This is a genomic window from Brevibacillus sp. IT-7CA2 (assembly GCF_949767855.1).
Classification (GTDB): domain Bacteria; phylum Bacillota; class Bacilli; order Brevibacillales; family Brevibacillaceae; genus Brevibacillus.
The window spans coordinates 421,558-437,881 of the sequence record NZ_CATKQT010000011.1 but is presented as its reverse complement, the minus strand read 5'-3'; the positions used below and the strand labels follow the sequence as shown (position 1 = coordinate 437,881).

At 46.0% G+C, this 16,324-nt stretch carries 23 protein-coding genes; all 23 read left to right on the top strand.

The annotated features are described in order from the left end of the window. Positions 1-36 precede the first annotated feature (36 nt). Positions 37-1,044 (top strand): signal recognition particle-docking protein FtsY, encoded by a 1,008-nt coding sequence (gene ftsY / locus ACM6JA_RS08575; protein WP_016743282.1) that lies wholly within the window; start codon positions 37-39, stop codon positions 1,042-1,044. A 142-nt stretch (positions 1,045-1,186) separates the two neighbouring features. Then, a complete protein-coding gene (locus ACM6JA_RS08570; protein WP_064200682.1) occupies positions 1,187-1,525 on the top strand; it encodes a putative DNA-binding protein in 339 nt (112 codons plus the stop codon). Positions 1,526-1,535: 10 nt separating this feature from the next. Next, the gene (ffh, locus tag ACM6JA_RS08565) at positions 1,536-2,948 is read left to right on the top strand and encodes a signal recognition particle protein (RefSeq protein ID WP_414851954.1); all 1,413 of its coding nucleotides are present in this window, start codon (positions 1,536-1,538) and stop codon (positions 2,946-2,948) included. Positions 2,949-3,060: 112 nt separating this feature from the next. After that, positions 3,061-3,333, top strand: a complete 273-nt coding sequence (rpsP, locus tag ACM6JA_RS08560; RefSeq protein ID WP_007719713.1) for a 30S ribosomal protein S16 — start codon at positions 3,061-3,063, stop codon at positions 3,331-3,333. 23 nt (positions 3,334-3,356) lie between these two features. Then, entirely contained in the window at positions 3,357-3,584 is a 228-nt protein-coding gene (locus ACM6JA_RS08555) for a KH domain-containing protein (RefSeq protein ID WP_007719711.1), read from the top strand. A gap of 87 nt (positions 3,585-3,671) precedes the next feature. Next, a complete protein-coding gene (locus ACM6JA_RS08550) occupies positions 3,672-4,109 on the top strand; it encodes a YlqD family protein (RefSeq protein WP_007719709.1) in 438 nt (145 codons plus the stop codon). Continuing rightward, positions 4,106-4,633 carry a ribosome maturation factor RimM gene (gene rimM / locus ACM6JA_RS08545; RefSeq protein ID WP_414851953.1) on the top strand — a complete coding sequence of 176 codons (528 nt, stop codon included), beginning with the start codon at positions 4,106-4,108 and terminating at the stop codon, positions 4,631-4,633. Before ACM6JA_RS08550 ends, rimM begins: the two co-directional genes overlap by 4 nt. Before the next feature lie 12 nt (positions 4,634-4,645). Further along, positions 4,646-5,377, top strand: a complete 732-nt coding sequence (gene trmD, locus ACM6JA_RS08540) for a tRNA (guanosine(37)-N1)-methyltransferase TrmD (RefSeq protein WP_414851952.1) — start codon at positions 4,646-4,648, stop codon at positions 5,375-5,377. Between the two features lie 173 nt (positions 5,378-5,550). Further along, a complete protein-coding gene (gene rplS, locus ACM6JA_RS08535; protein WP_007719703.1) occupies positions 5,551-5,898 on the top strand; it encodes a 50S ribosomal protein L19 in 348 nt (115 codons plus the stop codon). 135 nt (positions 5,899-6,033) lie between these two features. Beyond that, positions 6,034-6,597 (top strand): signal peptidase I, encoded by a 564-nt coding sequence (gene lepB, locus ACM6JA_RS08530; protein ID WP_414851951.1) that lies wholly within the window; start codon positions 6,034-6,036, stop codon positions 6,595-6,597. 28 nt (positions 6,598-6,625) lie between these two features. Beyond that, on the top strand, positions 6,626-7,519 hold the full coding sequence (gene ylqF / locus ACM6JA_RS08525; protein ID WP_007719698.1) for a ribosome biogenesis GTPase YlqF: 894 nt from the start codon (positions 6,626-6,628) through the stop codon (positions 7,517-7,519). A gap of 85 nt (positions 7,520-7,604) precedes the next feature. Continuing rightward, on the top strand, positions 7,605-8,381 hold the full coding sequence (locus ACM6JA_RS08520) for a ribonuclease HII (RefSeq protein ID WP_414851950.1): 777 nt from the start codon (positions 7,605-7,607) through the stop codon (positions 8,379-8,381). A gap of 40 nt (positions 8,382-8,421) precedes the next feature. After that, on the top strand, positions 8,422-10,314 hold the full coding sequence (locus ACM6JA_RS08515) for a hypothetical protein (RefSeq protein WP_414851949.1): 1,893 nt from the start codon (positions 8,422-8,424) through the stop codon (positions 10,312-10,314). Beyond that, positions 10,311-10,601, top strand: a complete 291-nt coding sequence (locus ACM6JA_RS08510; protein ID WP_392429775.1) for an EscU/YscU/HrcU family type III secretion system export apparatus switch protein — start codon at positions 10,311-10,313, stop codon at positions 10,599-10,601. The genes ACM6JA_RS08515 and ACM6JA_RS08510 overlap by 4 nt, the downstream gene beginning before the upstream one ends. Continuing rightward, positions 10,601-10,978, top strand: a complete 378-nt coding sequence (locus ACM6JA_RS08505) for a YraN family protein (protein ID WP_414851948.1) — start codon at positions 10,601-10,603, stop codon at positions 10,976-10,978. Before ACM6JA_RS08510 ends, ACM6JA_RS08505 begins: the two co-directional genes overlap by 1 nt. A gap of 338 nt (positions 10,979-11,316) precedes the next feature. Beyond that, positions 11,317-13,161, top strand: coding sequence for an Ig-like domain-containing protein (locus tag ACM6JA_RS08500; protein ID WP_414851947.1), 1,845 nt, complete (start codon positions 11,317-11,319; stop codon positions 13,159-13,161). 96 nt (positions 13,162-13,257) lie between these two features. After that, positions 13,258-14,034, top strand: a complete 777-nt coding sequence (locus tag ACM6JA_RS08495; protein ID WP_414851946.1) for a nucleotidyltransferase domain-containing protein — start codon at positions 13,258-13,260, stop codon at positions 14,032-14,034. Positions 14,035-14,077: 43 nt separating this feature from the next. Next, a complete protein-coding gene (locus ACM6JA_RS08490; RefSeq protein ID WP_414851945.1) occupies positions 14,078-14,632 on the top strand; it encodes an NADAR family protein in 555 nt (184 codons plus the stop codon). Then, positions 14,629-14,958, top strand: a complete 330-nt coding sequence (locus ACM6JA_RS08485; RefSeq protein WP_414851944.1) for a low molecular weight protein tyrosine phosphatase family protein — start codon at positions 14,629-14,631, stop codon at positions 14,956-14,958. The genes ACM6JA_RS08490 and ACM6JA_RS08485 overlap by 4 nt, the downstream gene beginning before the upstream one ends. A gap of 104 nt (positions 14,959-15,062) precedes the next feature. After that, entirely contained in the window at positions 15,063-15,254 is a 192-nt protein-coding gene (locus tag ACM6JA_RS08480; protein WP_007719678.1) for a hypothetical protein, read from the top strand. Between the two features lie 16 nt (positions 15,255-15,270). Beyond that, entirely contained in the window at positions 15,271-15,426 is a 156-nt protein-coding gene (locus tag ACM6JA_RS08475; RefSeq protein ID WP_007719676.1) for a hypothetical protein, read from the top strand. Between the two features lie 36 nt (positions 15,427-15,462). Further along, on the top strand, positions 15,463-16,008 hold the full coding sequence (locus ACM6JA_RS08470) for an RNA 2'-phosphotransferase (RefSeq protein WP_414851943.1): 546 nt from the start codon (positions 15,463-15,465) through the stop codon (positions 16,006-16,008). Between the two features lie 101 nt (positions 16,009-16,109). Further along, positions 16,110-16,256 carry a hypothetical protein gene (locus ACM6JA_RS08465; protein ID WP_007719672.1) on the top strand — a complete coding sequence of 49 codons (147 nt, stop codon included), beginning with the start codon at positions 16,110-16,112 and terminating at the stop codon, positions 16,254-16,256. The last annotated feature ends 68 nt before the right edge of the window (positions 16,257-16,324 follow it).

Here is a 16,324-nt window from a genome sequence, read left to right as displayed (position 1 = left end):
CCATTCAATTGATACTACCCGCAAAGGAAGATGAACATGAGTTTTTTCAAGCGCCTTCGTGATGCTATTGTCCAAAAGTCCGAAGAGGTCACCCAGAAGTTTACGGATGGTCTGGCTAAAACGAGAGACCTGTTAGTAGAAAAAGTAGAGGATTTGGTACGTCGCTACAAAAAGATCGACGATGACTTTTTCGATGAATTAGAGGAAATTTTGATTACGTCCGATGTGGGCGTCAATACCGTGATGGAGCTCATTGACGACCTGCGGACAGAAGTACGCAAGCAAAAAATTGAGAATGCGATCGACCTGCAGCCGATTCTCTCAGAAAAACTGGTTGCCCTTTTGAAAAATGATGATGCGGCGGATACGACTCTGAACGTAGAGGACGGTCGTCTGAACGTCATTTTGTTCGTAGGGGTAAACGGAGTAGGGAAAACGACCACAATCGGTAAAATGGCACATATGTTCAAGCAGCAAAATAAAAAAGTGCTGTTGGCAGCAGGTGACACGTTCCGTGCAGCAGCGATTGAACAGCTAGAGGTTTGGGGAGAGCGTGTAGGAGTTGACGTAATCAAGCAACAGCAAGGCTCTGATCCAGCTGCTGTGATCTACGATGCGATTCAGGCAGCGAAATCCCGACAGGTTGATGTGCTGTTGTGCGATACCGCAGGCCGCTTGCAAAATAAAGTCAATCTGATGGAAGAGCTGGCGAAGGTACACCGCGTATTGCAGCGTGAATTGCCAGGAGCTCCGCATGAGGTCTTGCTAGTTTTGGACGCTACGACTGGACAAAATGCGCTTTCGCAGGCGAAAACGTTTGGTCAGTCTGCTGGTGTAACAGGTTTAGTCCTGACCAAGCTGGATGGTACAGCAAAGGGCGGTATCGTCATTGCGATTCGCAACGAGCTGAACATTCCAGTGAAATACGTCGGGTTGGGGGAAAGAATGGATGACTTGCAGCAGTTTGATCCCGAGCAATTTGTTCATGCGCTGTTTGCTGGATTGATCCAAAAAGATGAAACAGAAGAGCAGGAAAATGCGTAAAACATAGTGTTTCGAAGATAAAAAAATGATGTCAATAAAAAACCTTGACACTAGGTGTGGAATTAGGTACTATAATCTACGTGCTGTAAAGAAAAAGCCTTTACAGTTTGAAACGAGTACCTCATAGCAAAGGATTGGTTTCATGTTAGAAAAGACCAATCAAGTCAATCTCTTGTTTGACTTTTACGCGCCGCTACTCAAGGGCAAGCAGCGAGAATATCTTGAGCTGTATTATCTGGACGATTTATCGCTCGGAGAAATTGCCGAGATGCATGAGGTCAGCCGCCAAGCTGTTTATGATCATATCAAGCGGGCAGAGAAGCAACTGTTTGAATACGATCAGAAGCTTTGCCTCGCTGAGCGTCATGAAAAGCGCATGGACGTGTTGAATCGCATGAACGAACTTGTAAGTGAGCTTTCGGAGAGCGAGACAAGAGACGAGCTGAACACTTTGCTCCACCAACTGTCAGAGATGGATTAGGAGGGCTCGCATGGCGTTTGAGAGCTTAGCCAATCGGCTGCAAAACGCATTTGACAAACTGCGCGGCAGAGGGAAAATAGACGAGACCATCGTGAATGAAGCGATGCGTGAAGTTCGTCTGGCCCTGCTGGAAGCAGACGTTAACTTTAAAGTAGTAAAAGACTTCGTTGCTCGTGTCAAGGAGCGCGCAGTCGGTCAGGAAGTCATGAAAAGCCTGACGCCTGGTCAAATGGTGATCAAGATCGTGAACGAAGAGCTGGTCGCTCTGATGGGTGGTAACGTCGCTCAGCTCACGATGGCGCACCGCCCGCCGACCGTCATCATGATGGCAGGTTTGCAAGGGGCAGGTAAAACGACCACAACAGGTAAGCTGGCCAAGTATTTGCAAAAGCAAAACCGCAAGCCGCTTCTGGTAGCAGGAGACATTTACCGTCCTGCTGCGATCAAGCAGCTTCAGGTTTTAGGGGACCAACTCAATGTTCCAGTCTTCACTCTCGGTGATCAAGTCAGTCCTGTCGATATCGCTCGCCAAGCGATTGAACACGCGAAGACGAATCATCTCGACGTAGTCCTCATCGATACCGCAGGTCGCCTGCATATTGACGAAGCGCTAATGGACGAGTTGAAGCAGATTCGCGAGGTAACCAAGCCCGATGAGATTTTGCTCGTCGTGGACTCGATGACAGGTCAAGATGCCGTCAATGTAGCAGAGAGCTTTAATAGCCAGCTCGAACTGACTGGTGTGGTTCTCACGAAGCTCGACGGTGATACCCGAGGCGGTGCGGCACTGTCCGTCAAAGCTGTCACTGGCAAGCCGATCAAATTCGCGGCGATGGGTGAAAAGCTGGATGCGCTCGAACCGTTCCATCCGGATCGTATGGCTTCCCGTATTTTGGGTATGGGGGACGTACTCAGCCTGATTGAAAAAGCACAGGCATCCGTGGATGAAGACAAAGCACGCGATATGGAACGCCAAATGCGTCAAGGTGAGTTTACCTTCGACATGTTCTTGGACTCCATGCAGCAGCTTCGCAACCTGGGTCCTTTTGAAGACATTCTCGGCATGCTGCCAGGAATGAACAAGATGAAGGGCAAAATGAACGTGGATGAGAAGCAGATTGCCCGCGTTGAAGCGATCGCCAAATCCATGACCAAACAAGAGCGCGCTAATCCTGATTTATTGAATGCCAACCGTCGCAAGCGCATCGCAAGCGGAAGCGGAACGAGTATTCAAGAAGTCAATCGCTTCCTCAAGCAGTTCGAGGAAATGAAAAAGATGATGAAGCAATTCTCAGGCGCTGCTGACAAGATGGTCAAGAAGTCGAAGAAAAAAGGCTTCGGATTACCTTTCATGGGCAAAGGCGGAGGTAACAACCAAGGCGGCATGAACTTCCCTTTTAATTTCAAGCCACCGTTCAAGTAAGTAGGCATGATCTCTCGCGACACTGACTTATCAGATGGACGCGATGGTTCAGATATAGTAGCACCAACGCAGATGTTCTTCTAGCGTTGATTAATACAGGAGGTGACACAACATGGCAGTAAAAATCCGTCTGAAGCGTATGGGTTCCAAGAAAGCTCCTTTCTACCGTGTAGTAGTAGCTGACTCCCGTTCCCCACGCGATGGCCGTTTCATTGAAGAAATCGGTTACTACAATCCGGTTGCACAACCGGCAGTGGTGAAAATTGATACCGACAAAGCGGTACAATGGATCCTGAATGGTGCAGCTCCAACTGATACCGTTCGTAACCTTCTCTCCAAAGAAGGCGTTATGGCTAAAGTGCACGAAACCAAATACGGCAAGTAAGTCGGTCATCTGGAGGTTTGATGATGAAAGCGCTGGTCGAAACGATCGCTAAAGCTCTCGTCGATCATCCGAATGAGGTTCGTGTTAACGCAGTGGACAAAGAGCGAACTCTCGTCTTTGAATTGTCTGTGCACCCTGATGATATGGGGAAGATTATTGGCAAGCAAGGTCGAATCGCGAAAGCCCTGCGCACGGTCGTGATCGCCGCATCCGTGGAAACGGACAAGCGTGTCACGGTTGAAATTGTATGAGAAAAGGCTGGGAGCTTTCCCAGTCTTTTTTCTAGTATCCAAGATGCTCATAAACCATGATGGTTTTTCCGAAAGGAGTGGCGAAAGGTGCTTACTATATTTCGGACGGTACAGGTTAAACTGATCATTACGGAAGCATCACGGGCTGCTCTCATTGATCAGTATAGCCAACGACTTCGTTTGCAGCGTAAAGAGTGGGAGCAGTGGCAGTTTCAATCGAAAAAGCTATTAACCGAGGCGAAGAAAAAGTCTGCGGATACATATGCGTTGGCGCAGGAAAAAATCGCGCAAGAAGAGCGTCGACGCAAGGAAAAGATAGATCATCTGACATATACCCTCCAGCAGGTAGAAAATCTCCCAGAGGGAAGCGAGATCGATTACCAGACTGTTCAAAGCCCTGTCACGATTCAAGAGGGCGATGTATGGGATGAAATTATGTCCGGAACGGAAATCATGATAAAAGATGGCCTGGTACATGAGATTCGGTTACAAACGAAAAATGGGAACAAAGAAAAGGAGGAATGAACACGTTGAGCCAAAATAGTTTTTACGGAGTAGGCAAACTGGTTAATACGCATGGCCTGCGTGGTGAAGTACGTGTAACACCGACGACTGACTTTCCAGATCAGCGTTTTCACAAAGGAAATGAACTGTACTTGTTCCATCCGACACTCAGTGAGCCGCTAAAATTGAAAATCGCTTCCCGTCGCTCGCATAAAAATTTTGAGATTGTGAGCTTTCATGGCTTCGAGCATATTAACGATATCGAAAAGTACAAGGGCGGAGAGTTGAAGATTCCAGCGGAAGCGCTGATGGAATTAGAAGAGGACGAGTTCTACATTCATCAGCTCGTCGGTTGCGTCGTAGTAACTGACGAGGGCGAAGAACTGGGGAAAATCGTGGATGTCATGCAGCCAGGAGCAAACGATGTGTGGGTAGTGAAGGGAAACCGCGGAGAAATCTTGCTGCCGTATATCGATGAATGCATCAAGGAAGTGGACATCGCGAACAAACGTGTGGTCTGCCATCTGATGGAAGGCTTGCTGTAGGAGGAACTTCAGATGCGGATCGATATTTTCACGCTCTTTCCCGAAATGTTTACAGGTGTTTTGTCCAGCAGTATTTTGGGAAAGGCAAGCGAAAAAGAACTGGTTGATTTTCACGTCACCAATTTTCGCGATTTCTCTGAGAGCAAGCATGGTACAGTAGACGACACCCCTTATGGTGGTGGCGGTGGAATGGTTTTGAAGCCAGAGCCGTTGTTCCGGGCAGTAGAAGCCTTGTCAGGAGAGAAAAAACCTCGAGTGATTCTGCTGTGTCCACAGGGTGTACCTTATCATCAAAAGCTTGCAGAAGAGTTAGCGCAAGAAGAGCACCTTGTCTTCATTTGCGGTCATTATGAAGGGTACGACGAGCGAATTCGGGAGCATCTCGTCACGGATGAGATATCGATTGGGGACTATGTACTGACCGGCGGGGAGCTTGCAGCGATGGTCGTAATCGACAGTGTTGTCCGCTTGCAACCAGGGGCATTAGGAAACCAGACGTCAGCCGTGGAGGATTCCTTTTCAACGGGGTTGCTTGAATACCCTCATTACACGAGACCGGCTGAGTTTCGTGGCTGGAAGGTTCCAGATGTTTTACTGTCTGGACACCATGCGAATATCATCAGTTGGCGGTTAAAGGAATCGCTGCGGAGAACCAAAGCACGACGTCCAGATTTATTGGATAAAGTAGAGCTGACGAAGGAAATGAAAAAGCTTTTAGCTGAATTGGAACAGGAAAAAAAGTAGGGGACAATTGATAGAACGTCCTTGTGGTTTACTACCTACTGTGTTAATATATTTCTTGTGGCAATTTTGCCCGCTGACTAAGGCGGTCCGCTACTCGTATCTCAACTACTTGTGGTTGACCCTACTAAATGGGTTAGACGAGTAAGAACGTCTATCGGAAGGAGGAAATTCAAATGAACCAAATTATCCGTGAACTGGAAAAAGCGCAATTGAAACAGGACATTCCTGCGTTCCGACCTGGTGACACTGTTCGTGTACACGTTAAGGTTATCGAGGGTCAGCGTGAGCGTATCCAGCTGTTCGAAGGCGTATGTATTCGCCGTCGCGGTACAGGTGTCAGCGAAACATTTACAGCTCGTAAGATTTCTTACGGCGTAGGTGTTGAGCGTACATTCCCAGTACACACGCCTAAGATCGACAAGATCGAAATCGTGCGTCATGGTAAAGTACGTCGTGCGAAACTGTACTATCTGCGCGATCGCGTAGGTAAAGCAGCTCGTATTAAAGAAATTCGTCGATAAGCGTAACGCTTAGAAAGAGGACTGGCCTGCTTGCCAGGCCTCTTTTTTCCATTTAACGATCTTGAAATAAAATAGTTCATCTTGACATATGTTACAGCTAAGGTTGGACGAGCTTTCATGGGAGGATCGTAAGTCATGAGCGAAGAAATTACCTCCAGTCATAAGAAGAAAAATGAACTATGGGAATGGATAAAGGCACTTGGGATCGCGTTAGTCTTGGCGTTTCTCATTCGTACCTTTTTGTTCGCCCCGTTTATTGTAGAAGGCGAATCCATGGAAATTACATTACATAACAGCGAAAAATTAGTTGTGAACAAGGCGATTTACTTTTTGCAAGATCCGAAGCCTAGTGAAATCATCGTGTTCCATGCTGAAAAGGAACGAGATTACATCAAGAGAGTCATTGCTGTTGAGGGTGATACAGTAGAGGTCAAAAGCGATCAGCTGCTGGTCAATGGCAAAGTGGTAGAGGAACCGTATCTTGCACAATTCAAAGAACAAGCGAAGCAGCAGGGAGAGCCGTTCTTTACCCACGATTTTCCCCCGGTCCAAATACCAGCAGACCATATCTTTGTGATGGGCGACAACAGGTTGAACAGTCATGACAGCAGAGCCATTGGTCCTGTTGCCGTCAGTACGGTTGTTGGTAGAGCTGAATTTACTTTTTGGCCGGTTGCGGGAATTCGCTTGACTAGATAACGCAAAGCTTCAAGGTAGGTGAGACATCATGACGATCCAATGGTTTCCTGGCCATATGGCTAAAGCACGTCGTCAAGTAACGGAAAAGCTGAAGTTAATCGATGTAGTCATTGAGCTTCTCGATGCACGTCTGCCGCTTTCCAGCCGTAATCCGATGATTGACGAGATTGTCAGTGATAAACCACGTTTGATATTACTTAACAAAGCAGATTTGGCGGATGAACGGGCAACAGATGAGTGGATTGCTTATTTTCGCAAACAAGGCATTCGCACATTGCCGATTGATGCCCTGAGTGGAAAAGGTGTCAGCAAGCTGCCAGAAATGTGTAAGGAGCTAGCTGCTGACATGCTGGCAAAGCGCAGTGAGCGGGGGATGCAAGGTCGTGCCATCCGCATTATGATCTTGGGAATCCCCAATGTCGGCAAGTCTTCCCTTATTAACCGCTTGTCCAAGCGCTCGGTAGCGGCAACAGGTGATCGACCAGCGGTAACCAAGGCGCAACAATGGGTAAAAATGGGCGATACACTAGAGCTTCTCGATACGCCTGGTATTCTTTGGCCGAAATTCGAAGATCAGATGGTAGGTCTGCGATTGGCGGCAAGTGGGGCAATTAAAGACGAGCTCATCGATTTTACGGAGGTAGCATTATTTGTTATCAGCTACATGATGCACTACTATCCGGAACGCCTGATCGAACGCTTCAAGCTAAAAGAATTGCCTGAGGATCGAGTAGAAATGCTTGAAGAAATCGGGAAGAAGCGTGGATGCCTCGTTTCTGGTGGAAATATCGACTACGACAAGGCAGCGGAAATTTTCCTGCGTGAGCTGCGTTCCGGCAAGCTGGGAACGATCTCTGTCGAGCGCCCGATTGACTGGGAAATGGACGAACCGATTGGTAAGCCAGTATCTTTTCCAGAATAAGCTTTCCAGCCATCAAAAACCTGTCTATCGATATATACGGTAGGCAGGTTTTTTACTATGAGGATCGGTAAGGAGAAATGAGTCAATGAATCTAGCGGATATGTCGATAAAAGAAATACGAGTGACGATGGAAAAGTTGGACGAGGTACCCAAAGATTTTTTACAATTGCTGAAAGAAGATAAAAGAGCGGGTGTGCAGGCTCTAGCGAAGCAGGTGGAAGCAGCGATTGTGCGTCAAGAAAAGCTCGCACAGATGTGGGCTGACATGACCGTATATGAGAAAGCCATGTTTGAGAAGGGGCATCAGTACATATTCGGAGTTGATGAGGTCGGAAGAGGACCATTGGCTGGTCCAGTTGTCGCGTGTGCCGTGTGCCTGCCCAAGGATTTTTACTTGCCAGGCCTGAATGACTCGAAGAAGCTACCTGTATCCACTAGGGAAGCTTTTTGCGAAATCATTCAAAGAGATGCACTTGCTGTGGGAATCGGAATTGTCGATGCAGCAAGAATCGATGCGATCAATATATTGGCTGCTACAAAAGAGGCGATGAAGCTGGCGATCCAACAGGCAGGTAAATCTCCAGATGCTTTACTGATTGACGCTGTGCAGCTAACCGGAATGGATTGCGAGCAGGTTCCGATTATCGGGGGAGATGCCAAGAGTGTCTCGATTGCAGCCGCATCGATCGTAGCCAAAGTCACCCGCGATCGATTGATGGCCCAGTATGCCGAACAATATCCAGCCTATGGCTTTGACAAACATGCAGGCTACGGCACCCCTGAGCATCTGGCAGCAATCGCTCGATTTGGACCTACACCGATTCATCGCAAGACATTCACTGGCGTAAAAGAACACGCCTAAAAAGTGCTAGTAACATATTGCCTACAGGAGGAGGATCTGCATGTTTTCCCCGTCGCAACTTATTCAATCATTCGTGCAAAAAGCACCCATATCCGCTCCGAAGCCGGTTGAGCTTACTCCCGGACAAGTGTTTAAAGGCACGGTAATCAAGCATTACCCGGACAATATGGCGCTCGTACAAGTCGGGGGAATGCAGGTTCAGGCGAAAATGGAAGCAAGTCTGGAACCGGGCCAGAAAGCTTGGCTACAAGTCCAACCATCAACAGGTGTCGTCACGTTGAAGGTTTTGGAAAGCGTCGGTGAAGGAGCTGGCAAAGACGCATCTCTAGAAGGGCTAATGCGGTCACTAGGGATTGCCGATACAAAAGAGAACAAAGCGATCGTGCAAGCCCTGCTTGGTGCCAATCTTCCTGTGAATAAGGAAACGATACAAGCTTTTTCAGCCGTGGCTGGGCGATTAGGAGTAGACAATGCCACTATTGAGGCATTCATGACTGCCATGAAACGAAATTTGCCACTGTCTCCCGATACAATCGCAGGGCTCAAAGCTTTTTTATCGGACAAACCAATGGGGCAGCTCATGCAAAACCTGCTGCAGCAAGCCTCGCTCTTTTTAGAGGGAGAGGGCCAGCCTTCACAGCCGACAGGGCAGGTGCCTCAAAGCCAATCACAGCAAGTCCCCGGACAAGCTAATGTAGCAACGGGAGATGTCAAACAGCTTGTTAGTCAGTTAAAAGAAAAGTTGACGGGACTCTCTTTCCTTATCGCGGGGAACGATGGTACAGACGAGGGACTGGCAGTCAAACAAATGCCACAAGGGAATCAGCCCAATCAAGCTGCTTCGCAGAACGCGACTGGAGGAAGCCAGACTCAGCCGCTGCCTGGACAGAGCGGTCAGCCTTCATCGCAAGTGCAGACATCGCCCCAACCATCAACGCAGGCTTTCAGTAACATACCATCGCCATCACAAGCTGTTTTGTCAACTGTTTCCACTGAGACAGTACCTGCACCAAACACCGCCGGTAAGCAGGTGGAATCGCAGCAAAACACCATGACCGGAAAGAGTTATCAGTTGCTGCCTAACCAGACCAGTGGTCCAAGTATCGAGTCAAAAATTGCTCGAAACGAGCCATTGCCTACTCCTCAGTCATTACAGATGAATCAGGACACGATCCAAAACAAGCAGATGGCAGAGCAAAGGGCCGTAGTGACAGATGCTGGGCAAAAAGTCATTCCACAAATGATGTCTCAAGCATCTAGTGCAGCGAATGGAGCCACAGCTGCTAACCCGATTGCTGAATTGTTTCGTCATTTAGGCGTAACCCACGAGAGAGAATTGATGGGACAGGCACTTTCACAGGGGGCAAGCGATTCCCATTCGTTAAAGCAGATGGATACAGTCAAATCCCTCTTGCTGCAAATCAGTCAAGCGCCAGCTCAGGCACTTCCAACCGCCTTGCGTGAAGCTGCAGATCAACTGCTGCAACAAGTGACCGGACAACAGTTGATGATGGTACAGCCCTCTAACCAAGCTTTGTCTCAAATCGTTATGCAAATTCCGATTCGCCAAGCAGAAGGGGATGAGACGGCTTTTGTCCAAATTGAGTCGAAAAAGAAAGGCTCTGGACAGCTTGATCCGGAGAACTGCCGTCTGTTCTTTCATTTGGAGCTCCAAAGTATGGGGACAACCATGATTGATGTAAGTATCGTGAATCGAATCGTGAACCTGCAAATTTTTAACGATACGCCATGGGTGGAAGCACTCATTCAAGGGTCCAAGGATCGTTTTGCTGACCAATTACAGGACGTTGGTTACCATCTATCGGCTATGCGTGTCCAGCCAGTCCCGGCCGAGCGCGGCAAGTCAATAAGTCCGATTCAAACCAAAGGCCCCATCCTGGCTGACTATAAAGGGGTTGACCTTCGCATATGAAGCCGCCATCCTCTTCAGAGCAAAAACGCAAACAGGCAGTTGCGCTAAAATACCAGGCGGGTACCATGGAAGCGCCAAAAATTGTGGCAAAAGGCAAGGGATACGTGGCTGACAATATACTGAAGACAGCTAAGGAGCATGATATACCGGTACAAGAGGACCCATCACTCGTAGAGGTTTTGGGCAAGCTGGATTTGGATCAACAAATTCCTCCGGAGCTGTATCAAGTTGTGGCAGAAATCCTTGCTTTTGTCTATCGCATCGATAAAGGCGGAGGAACCAAATAATGAGCGATCGCCGCCGTCTTCTTGGTCAAAGAGGAGAACAGCTTGCTGAAAGCTTTTTAGTGAACAAGGGTTTCCGTATTGTCGATCGAAATGTTCGAACAAAACGAGGGGAAATGGATTTGATTGCTCTAGACGGAAATTGCTTGGTTTTCATTGAGGTTCGAACGAGGAGCAGCCAATTTTTTGGAACAGCAGGCGAGTCCATTACTTGGAAGAAGAAACAGAAGCTGCGTGAGCTTGCCATCGAATACTTGCAAAAAACCTCACAGCCAATCCCTGCTTTTCGTTTTGATGTCATCGCGATTTACACGGGTACATCAACGCAAGGTGGAGACATCATGAAGCCAGTCATTGAGCATTATGAGAGTGCTTTCTAGGAAAAACGGGCTCTCGACTACGGATATATTGGGGATACGTCTACAGCATCAGTCGCAGAGCCAGCGTACTATGTACTGTACTCGACGCGATGAAACTCCTCCAAGCATCAATATCCGCTTTCCGGCTCAAAGCTGGAAAGCATTTTTTTTGATGAAACGGATCGATTCGATTCGTACAGACAAGCCCATAACTAGTGTCACTTTTGCTTTTGTATTTGGGTTACCAACAATTGTTTGAAATAAAAACAAATATTTTTCAAAAAAAGAGCATATTTGGTGTGACATTTTTCCATCTCATACGTCAATACAAGTATAGGAAATAATTTGGAGGTAAAAACATGAAAAAGATCAAAAGCAACTTAATGAAAAACGTCTCCTTAGCGGTTGCAACAATTTGTACTGTTCAATTTTCAGTTACAGGTATTGCTTCTGCACAAGTCACGACACCACAACCTTTACAAGCTTATAGCGTGGTAGCAAGTACTTCAGGCCTGAAAGCCAACTCGAGTTCAATGAATATCTCCGTAGGTTCAACACAAACGGTTCGCCTTACTTATAATGGCAGCACCATCGATAATGGACTGGTTAACTGGGAAGTAGGCACTTCTAGTATCGCTACTGTTTACAATGGAGTCGTGACAGGTAAAAAGGCAGGATCGACTTTTGTTACAGCAAAATATAATGGAGATAAAGTAACAATCAGAGTCACCGTTTCAAAAGCTGAGATTTTGGAAGCAAATCGTTCTGAAATCAACATTAAAAAAGGTAAGAAATCGACAATTAGTTTGAAATATGCTGATAAGACTCTAGCTGGATCAAAGGCAGATTGGAGTACTGAGGATAAATCCATTGCTACTGTGGATGATGGTGAAATAAAGGGTGTATCTTCTGGAAGCACAATCATTACCGCGGAATATAAAGGCCAAACAGTAGAAATTCAAGTAAATGTTGGTCAAAGCAACTCAGATGGGAAACTGGAAGCAGACGTCTCAAAACTCAAGATGGAGAAAGGCGATAAAGAAACAATCAAATTGACTTATGACGATGATAAACTGTCTGGTTCCAAAGCAACTTGGAAATCGTCGGATACTTCCGTAGCAAGAGTCAGTGATGATGGGGTCGTTACTGCTAGAGCCAAGGGTACAGCTACGATTACTGCCAAATACAAGGGCGACGAGGTAGAAATTGACATCTATGTCGATACAGATGCCTCAGGTAGACTGGAAGCGGATTATACTAGTATTTCCTTGAAAGATGGACAAAGAGAGACTATTCAGTTAAGATATGACGATGAAAAATTGTCTGGTTCCAAAGCAACTTGGAAAACATCCAATTCGTCTATCGCAACTGTAAGTGACGGGGTTGTAACAGCTAGAGGTAAAGGAACTGCTTACATTACAGCTGAATACAAAGGTAACAAGGTAGAGATCCAAGTAAAAGTTGATGCAAATACCTCAGGTAAGCTGGTAGCGGACGACACCAAACTCTCCATGAAGAGAGGAAATCGTGAAATCATTATTCTGACTTACGATGGTGCAGTGATCAGTAATTCCCAAGCAACCTGGAAAACTTCTAGATCTTCCGTAGCAACTGTCAGCAGCAGCGGTACTATTACAGCGACAGGTAAGGGTAAGGCAACGATTACAGCTAGTTACAGAGGCGAAACAGTTGATATTGATGTAACTGTTGATGGTTCATCCTCATCACTGGAAGCGGATGATACCAGCCTCACCATGGATAAAGGTGACAGAGAAATCGTTGTATTGAAGTATGATGGCGACATCATCAGTGGTTCTAAAGCATCATGGAAATCCTCTAAAACTTCTGTAGCGACTGTCAGCAGCAGTGGTACGATTACTGCAAAAGGAAAAGGAACGGCAACGATTACAGCTACGTATAAAGGCGAAAAAGTGGAGATTGAGGTAAAAGTTGACGGCTCAAGCTCAGGTAAGTTGGAGGCAGATGACGACACTATTTCGCTCAAAAAAGGTGACTCCGAAAAGATCAAGCTCACATATGATGGCGATGATATCAGTGGTTCCAAAGCTACATGGAAGTCCTCCAAGTCTTCTGTAGCCACCGTATCAGACAATGGAACTGTAAAAGGGAAAAAGAAAGGTAAGGCCACTATTACAGCAAAATACAAAGGCTATACAGTGGAAATTGAAGTTACTGTAAAATAGGATAGTACAGAAAACTCGCTGAATCTTAATTGGTTCAGCGAGTTTTTTTCAAAAAGAAAGGGAAGCCTGATATTTGTTGTGGAGGAGGAATGAACCTTGAGAGAGACCATCTTGGAAAAGTTAAAAGAAATCGAGCAAGAGCATGACTTGAAAATATTGCTCGCTGTTGAATCAGGAAGCCGAGCATGGGGATTTCCGTCAAAAGATAGCGATTACGATGTACGTTTTGTTTATGTGAAGAAACCCGAATGGTATTTGTCCATTGACGACAAACGGGATGTTGTAGAAGTACCGATCAATGATCTCTTAGATATTAACGGCTGGGATATTCGAAAAGCGCTTAAGCTATTTCGAAAATCGAATCCGCCCCTACAAGAATGGCTTGTGTCAGATATTGTTTATCTCGATACACTTGGCTTTCGAGATGAGCTGGAAAGGTTGCAAGGGGAAGTATTTTCGCCAAAGGCTTCCATGCATCATTACCTCAGTATGGCAAAAGGGAATTTTCGGGACTATCTGCAAGGGGAGCAAGTCAAAATCAAAAAATACTTTTATGTGTTACGCCCGATTCTCGCATGCATATGGATCGAAACGTATCATACGAATCCCCCCATTGGATTTGATCGGTTAGTTGCAGAGCTGATAACCGATTCTACGTTAAAAGGTAAAATTTCTGAGCTGCTCCAAAGAAAAATAGCTGGGGATGAGTTGAACTTGGAGCCAAGGATCGAAGAGCTTCACCATTTTATTGAGGAACAAATTGAGCGTCTGACTGCACTCACTAGTCAATATACAAGGGATCTGGAGGACCCAACAGACAAGCTGGATGAGATATTTCGGAAGTATTTACAGAGGGCGTGGAACGTCAGTTAGTCATGATGGAAACGTTACGATAGATAGGGAGGTACAAATATTCATGCAGGATCATATTCGAAAACATATGCAGCAACCTCTCGAAATTCACTTCGATCAACCAGACAAACCTTACGGCTGCTTCTCCAATTTCTCCGGTCATCCAATAGAGTTGGAAGGAGAACTATGGACAACCTCGGAACACTATCTGCAAGCCAAGAAAGTCTCAGGGATTATTCTTGAAAAAGAGATCATGCGCAAGGCATTACAAGCAAAAGTAGAACAGTACCCTGTCATTCGTGAAATTCTGCTCTCTACTGGGGATGCAGCCTTAATCGATCGTACGAGTAACGATTCAAATATACTAGGAAGATTGTGGATGGAAGTACGTGTAAGCTTAGATGGATATCAACCGCATTTCTATTTGCCGCCGTGGATTGTGTTTCCAGAAGAGCATCCTTATAGTTTGTTTTGGCGGATGGGTTTTGGTGAGGACTATGTCATGCATTATTGGCCATGGCTAGAGGAAATGAGCGAGGATGCCAAGAAAGAGTATGACGCTTATTTTCCGGTACCAGAGGAATGGCAGTTTGAAGATTTGGATGAGGAGGAAGAATGAAGCTACTGTTCATTTGCAGCAGAAATAAATGGAGGAGCTTAACGGCAGAAAAGATTTTTCATGGGATCAATGACTATGAAGTAAGATCAGCAGGTACTGAAACTGGGGCGCGTATCAAAGTAACAAGTGGTCTTATCGGCTGGGCTGATCTCATTTTTTGTATGGAGAAAAAACATGTAAGGCGGTTACAAGAAAAGTTTGGCTCGGAACTGATGGATAAAAGGATCATTTGCTTGGGCATCCCTGATGAATACATATACATGGATGAGGAACTGATCGAGATATTAAAATCGAGTGTTTGCGCATATATAGAGATTCCGGATTAAGCTGTTATTACCCGTTGTCGATGTATACCGGATTATTATGTATAATGGGGATGATATGGCTCGATCGCACTATCCATACTTATCGTAAAGCGAGGATTTTCACCATGAAGAAAAAACTTGTACTGGTTCTAGATGTTGAAGTAGCAGACAAAGCTGATATGCAGCAACTGGCCGATTCTATGTCCACAGCAATTCAATCCGTGGAAGGAATTGCTTTGCAAGACCTGGTTATGTTTGATAACGATGAAAACAATGCTGACAAGCTAATTGCTAACATAAAAAAAGAAATGTCCTAAAGAGGAGAGCAGTCCTGTGTTTTTCGTTTATGTACTGGCTTACCTGATCGTTGCTCTCCTTTATGGATTTTGGACGATGAAAAGCCAACAGCTCTGGGTTCGACTAACAGGAAATTTCATCGTTCACCTATTTATTGCTGCAATAGTGAGTCTCGGTTACTTTTTTGCGTAAAGAAGTGGCTATGACCTGTAAATGGGAGATGAGTGTATGGATTATCAAAAATTGAGTAAAGAACTGTCCTATGCGCTTCGTCATGCCCCCCATGAATATGAGCTTGAGTTAGACGAACTAGGATGGGTACCTATCAAGCAATTGCTTTTGTCACTTCATGAACAGCCCAAGTGGCGAGCGGTTACCGAAGAAGATTTACATACGATGATTGCGTTATCAGAAAAAAAGCGTCATGAGATCAATCAAGGCAAAATTCGCGCCCTCTATGGACATTCAGTGCCGCAAAAGATTCAAAAGGAAGAAAAAGAACCGCCTGCGTATCTTTTTCATGGCACGCCGCAAAAATTCCTCGATTCTATTTTGGCTAGCGGGCTTGTTCCAAAAGGAAGGCAGTATGTGCATCTGTCTGAAGACGTCCAAACAGCACAGCAGGTTGGGAAAAGGCGAGACGATCATCCCGTACTTTTGCGAATCGATGCGAGGCAAGCTTGGCAAGATGGTGTGAGGTTTTACCATGGAAATGAGCTCGTTTGGTTAGCAGATCACGTGCAAAAAGAATACATCACCGTCTATCAGAAGTAGCTCGATTTGCTCAAGAAGAAACAACACAGCATGAGAAAAGACTCGCATTCGATCGCGGGTCTTTTTTATATCAACGTTAATCGTAAGGAGGTAAAAGCGGCATGGAATTGTTGTTTGCTTTTCTACTGTTGGCAGGACTTTTTGCAATTTACGACGCGATTCGGAAGATGAACCAGAACATCGTAACACAAGTGGATCAAAACCAGCGAATCATTGAACTACTGAATGAATTGAAGAGAAAGCAGTGAGGTAAGTCTGACTGAGCACGACTGCGCAGTTGTCACGACAGGCTTGGAGTAAGCAGTTTTTTACGTAT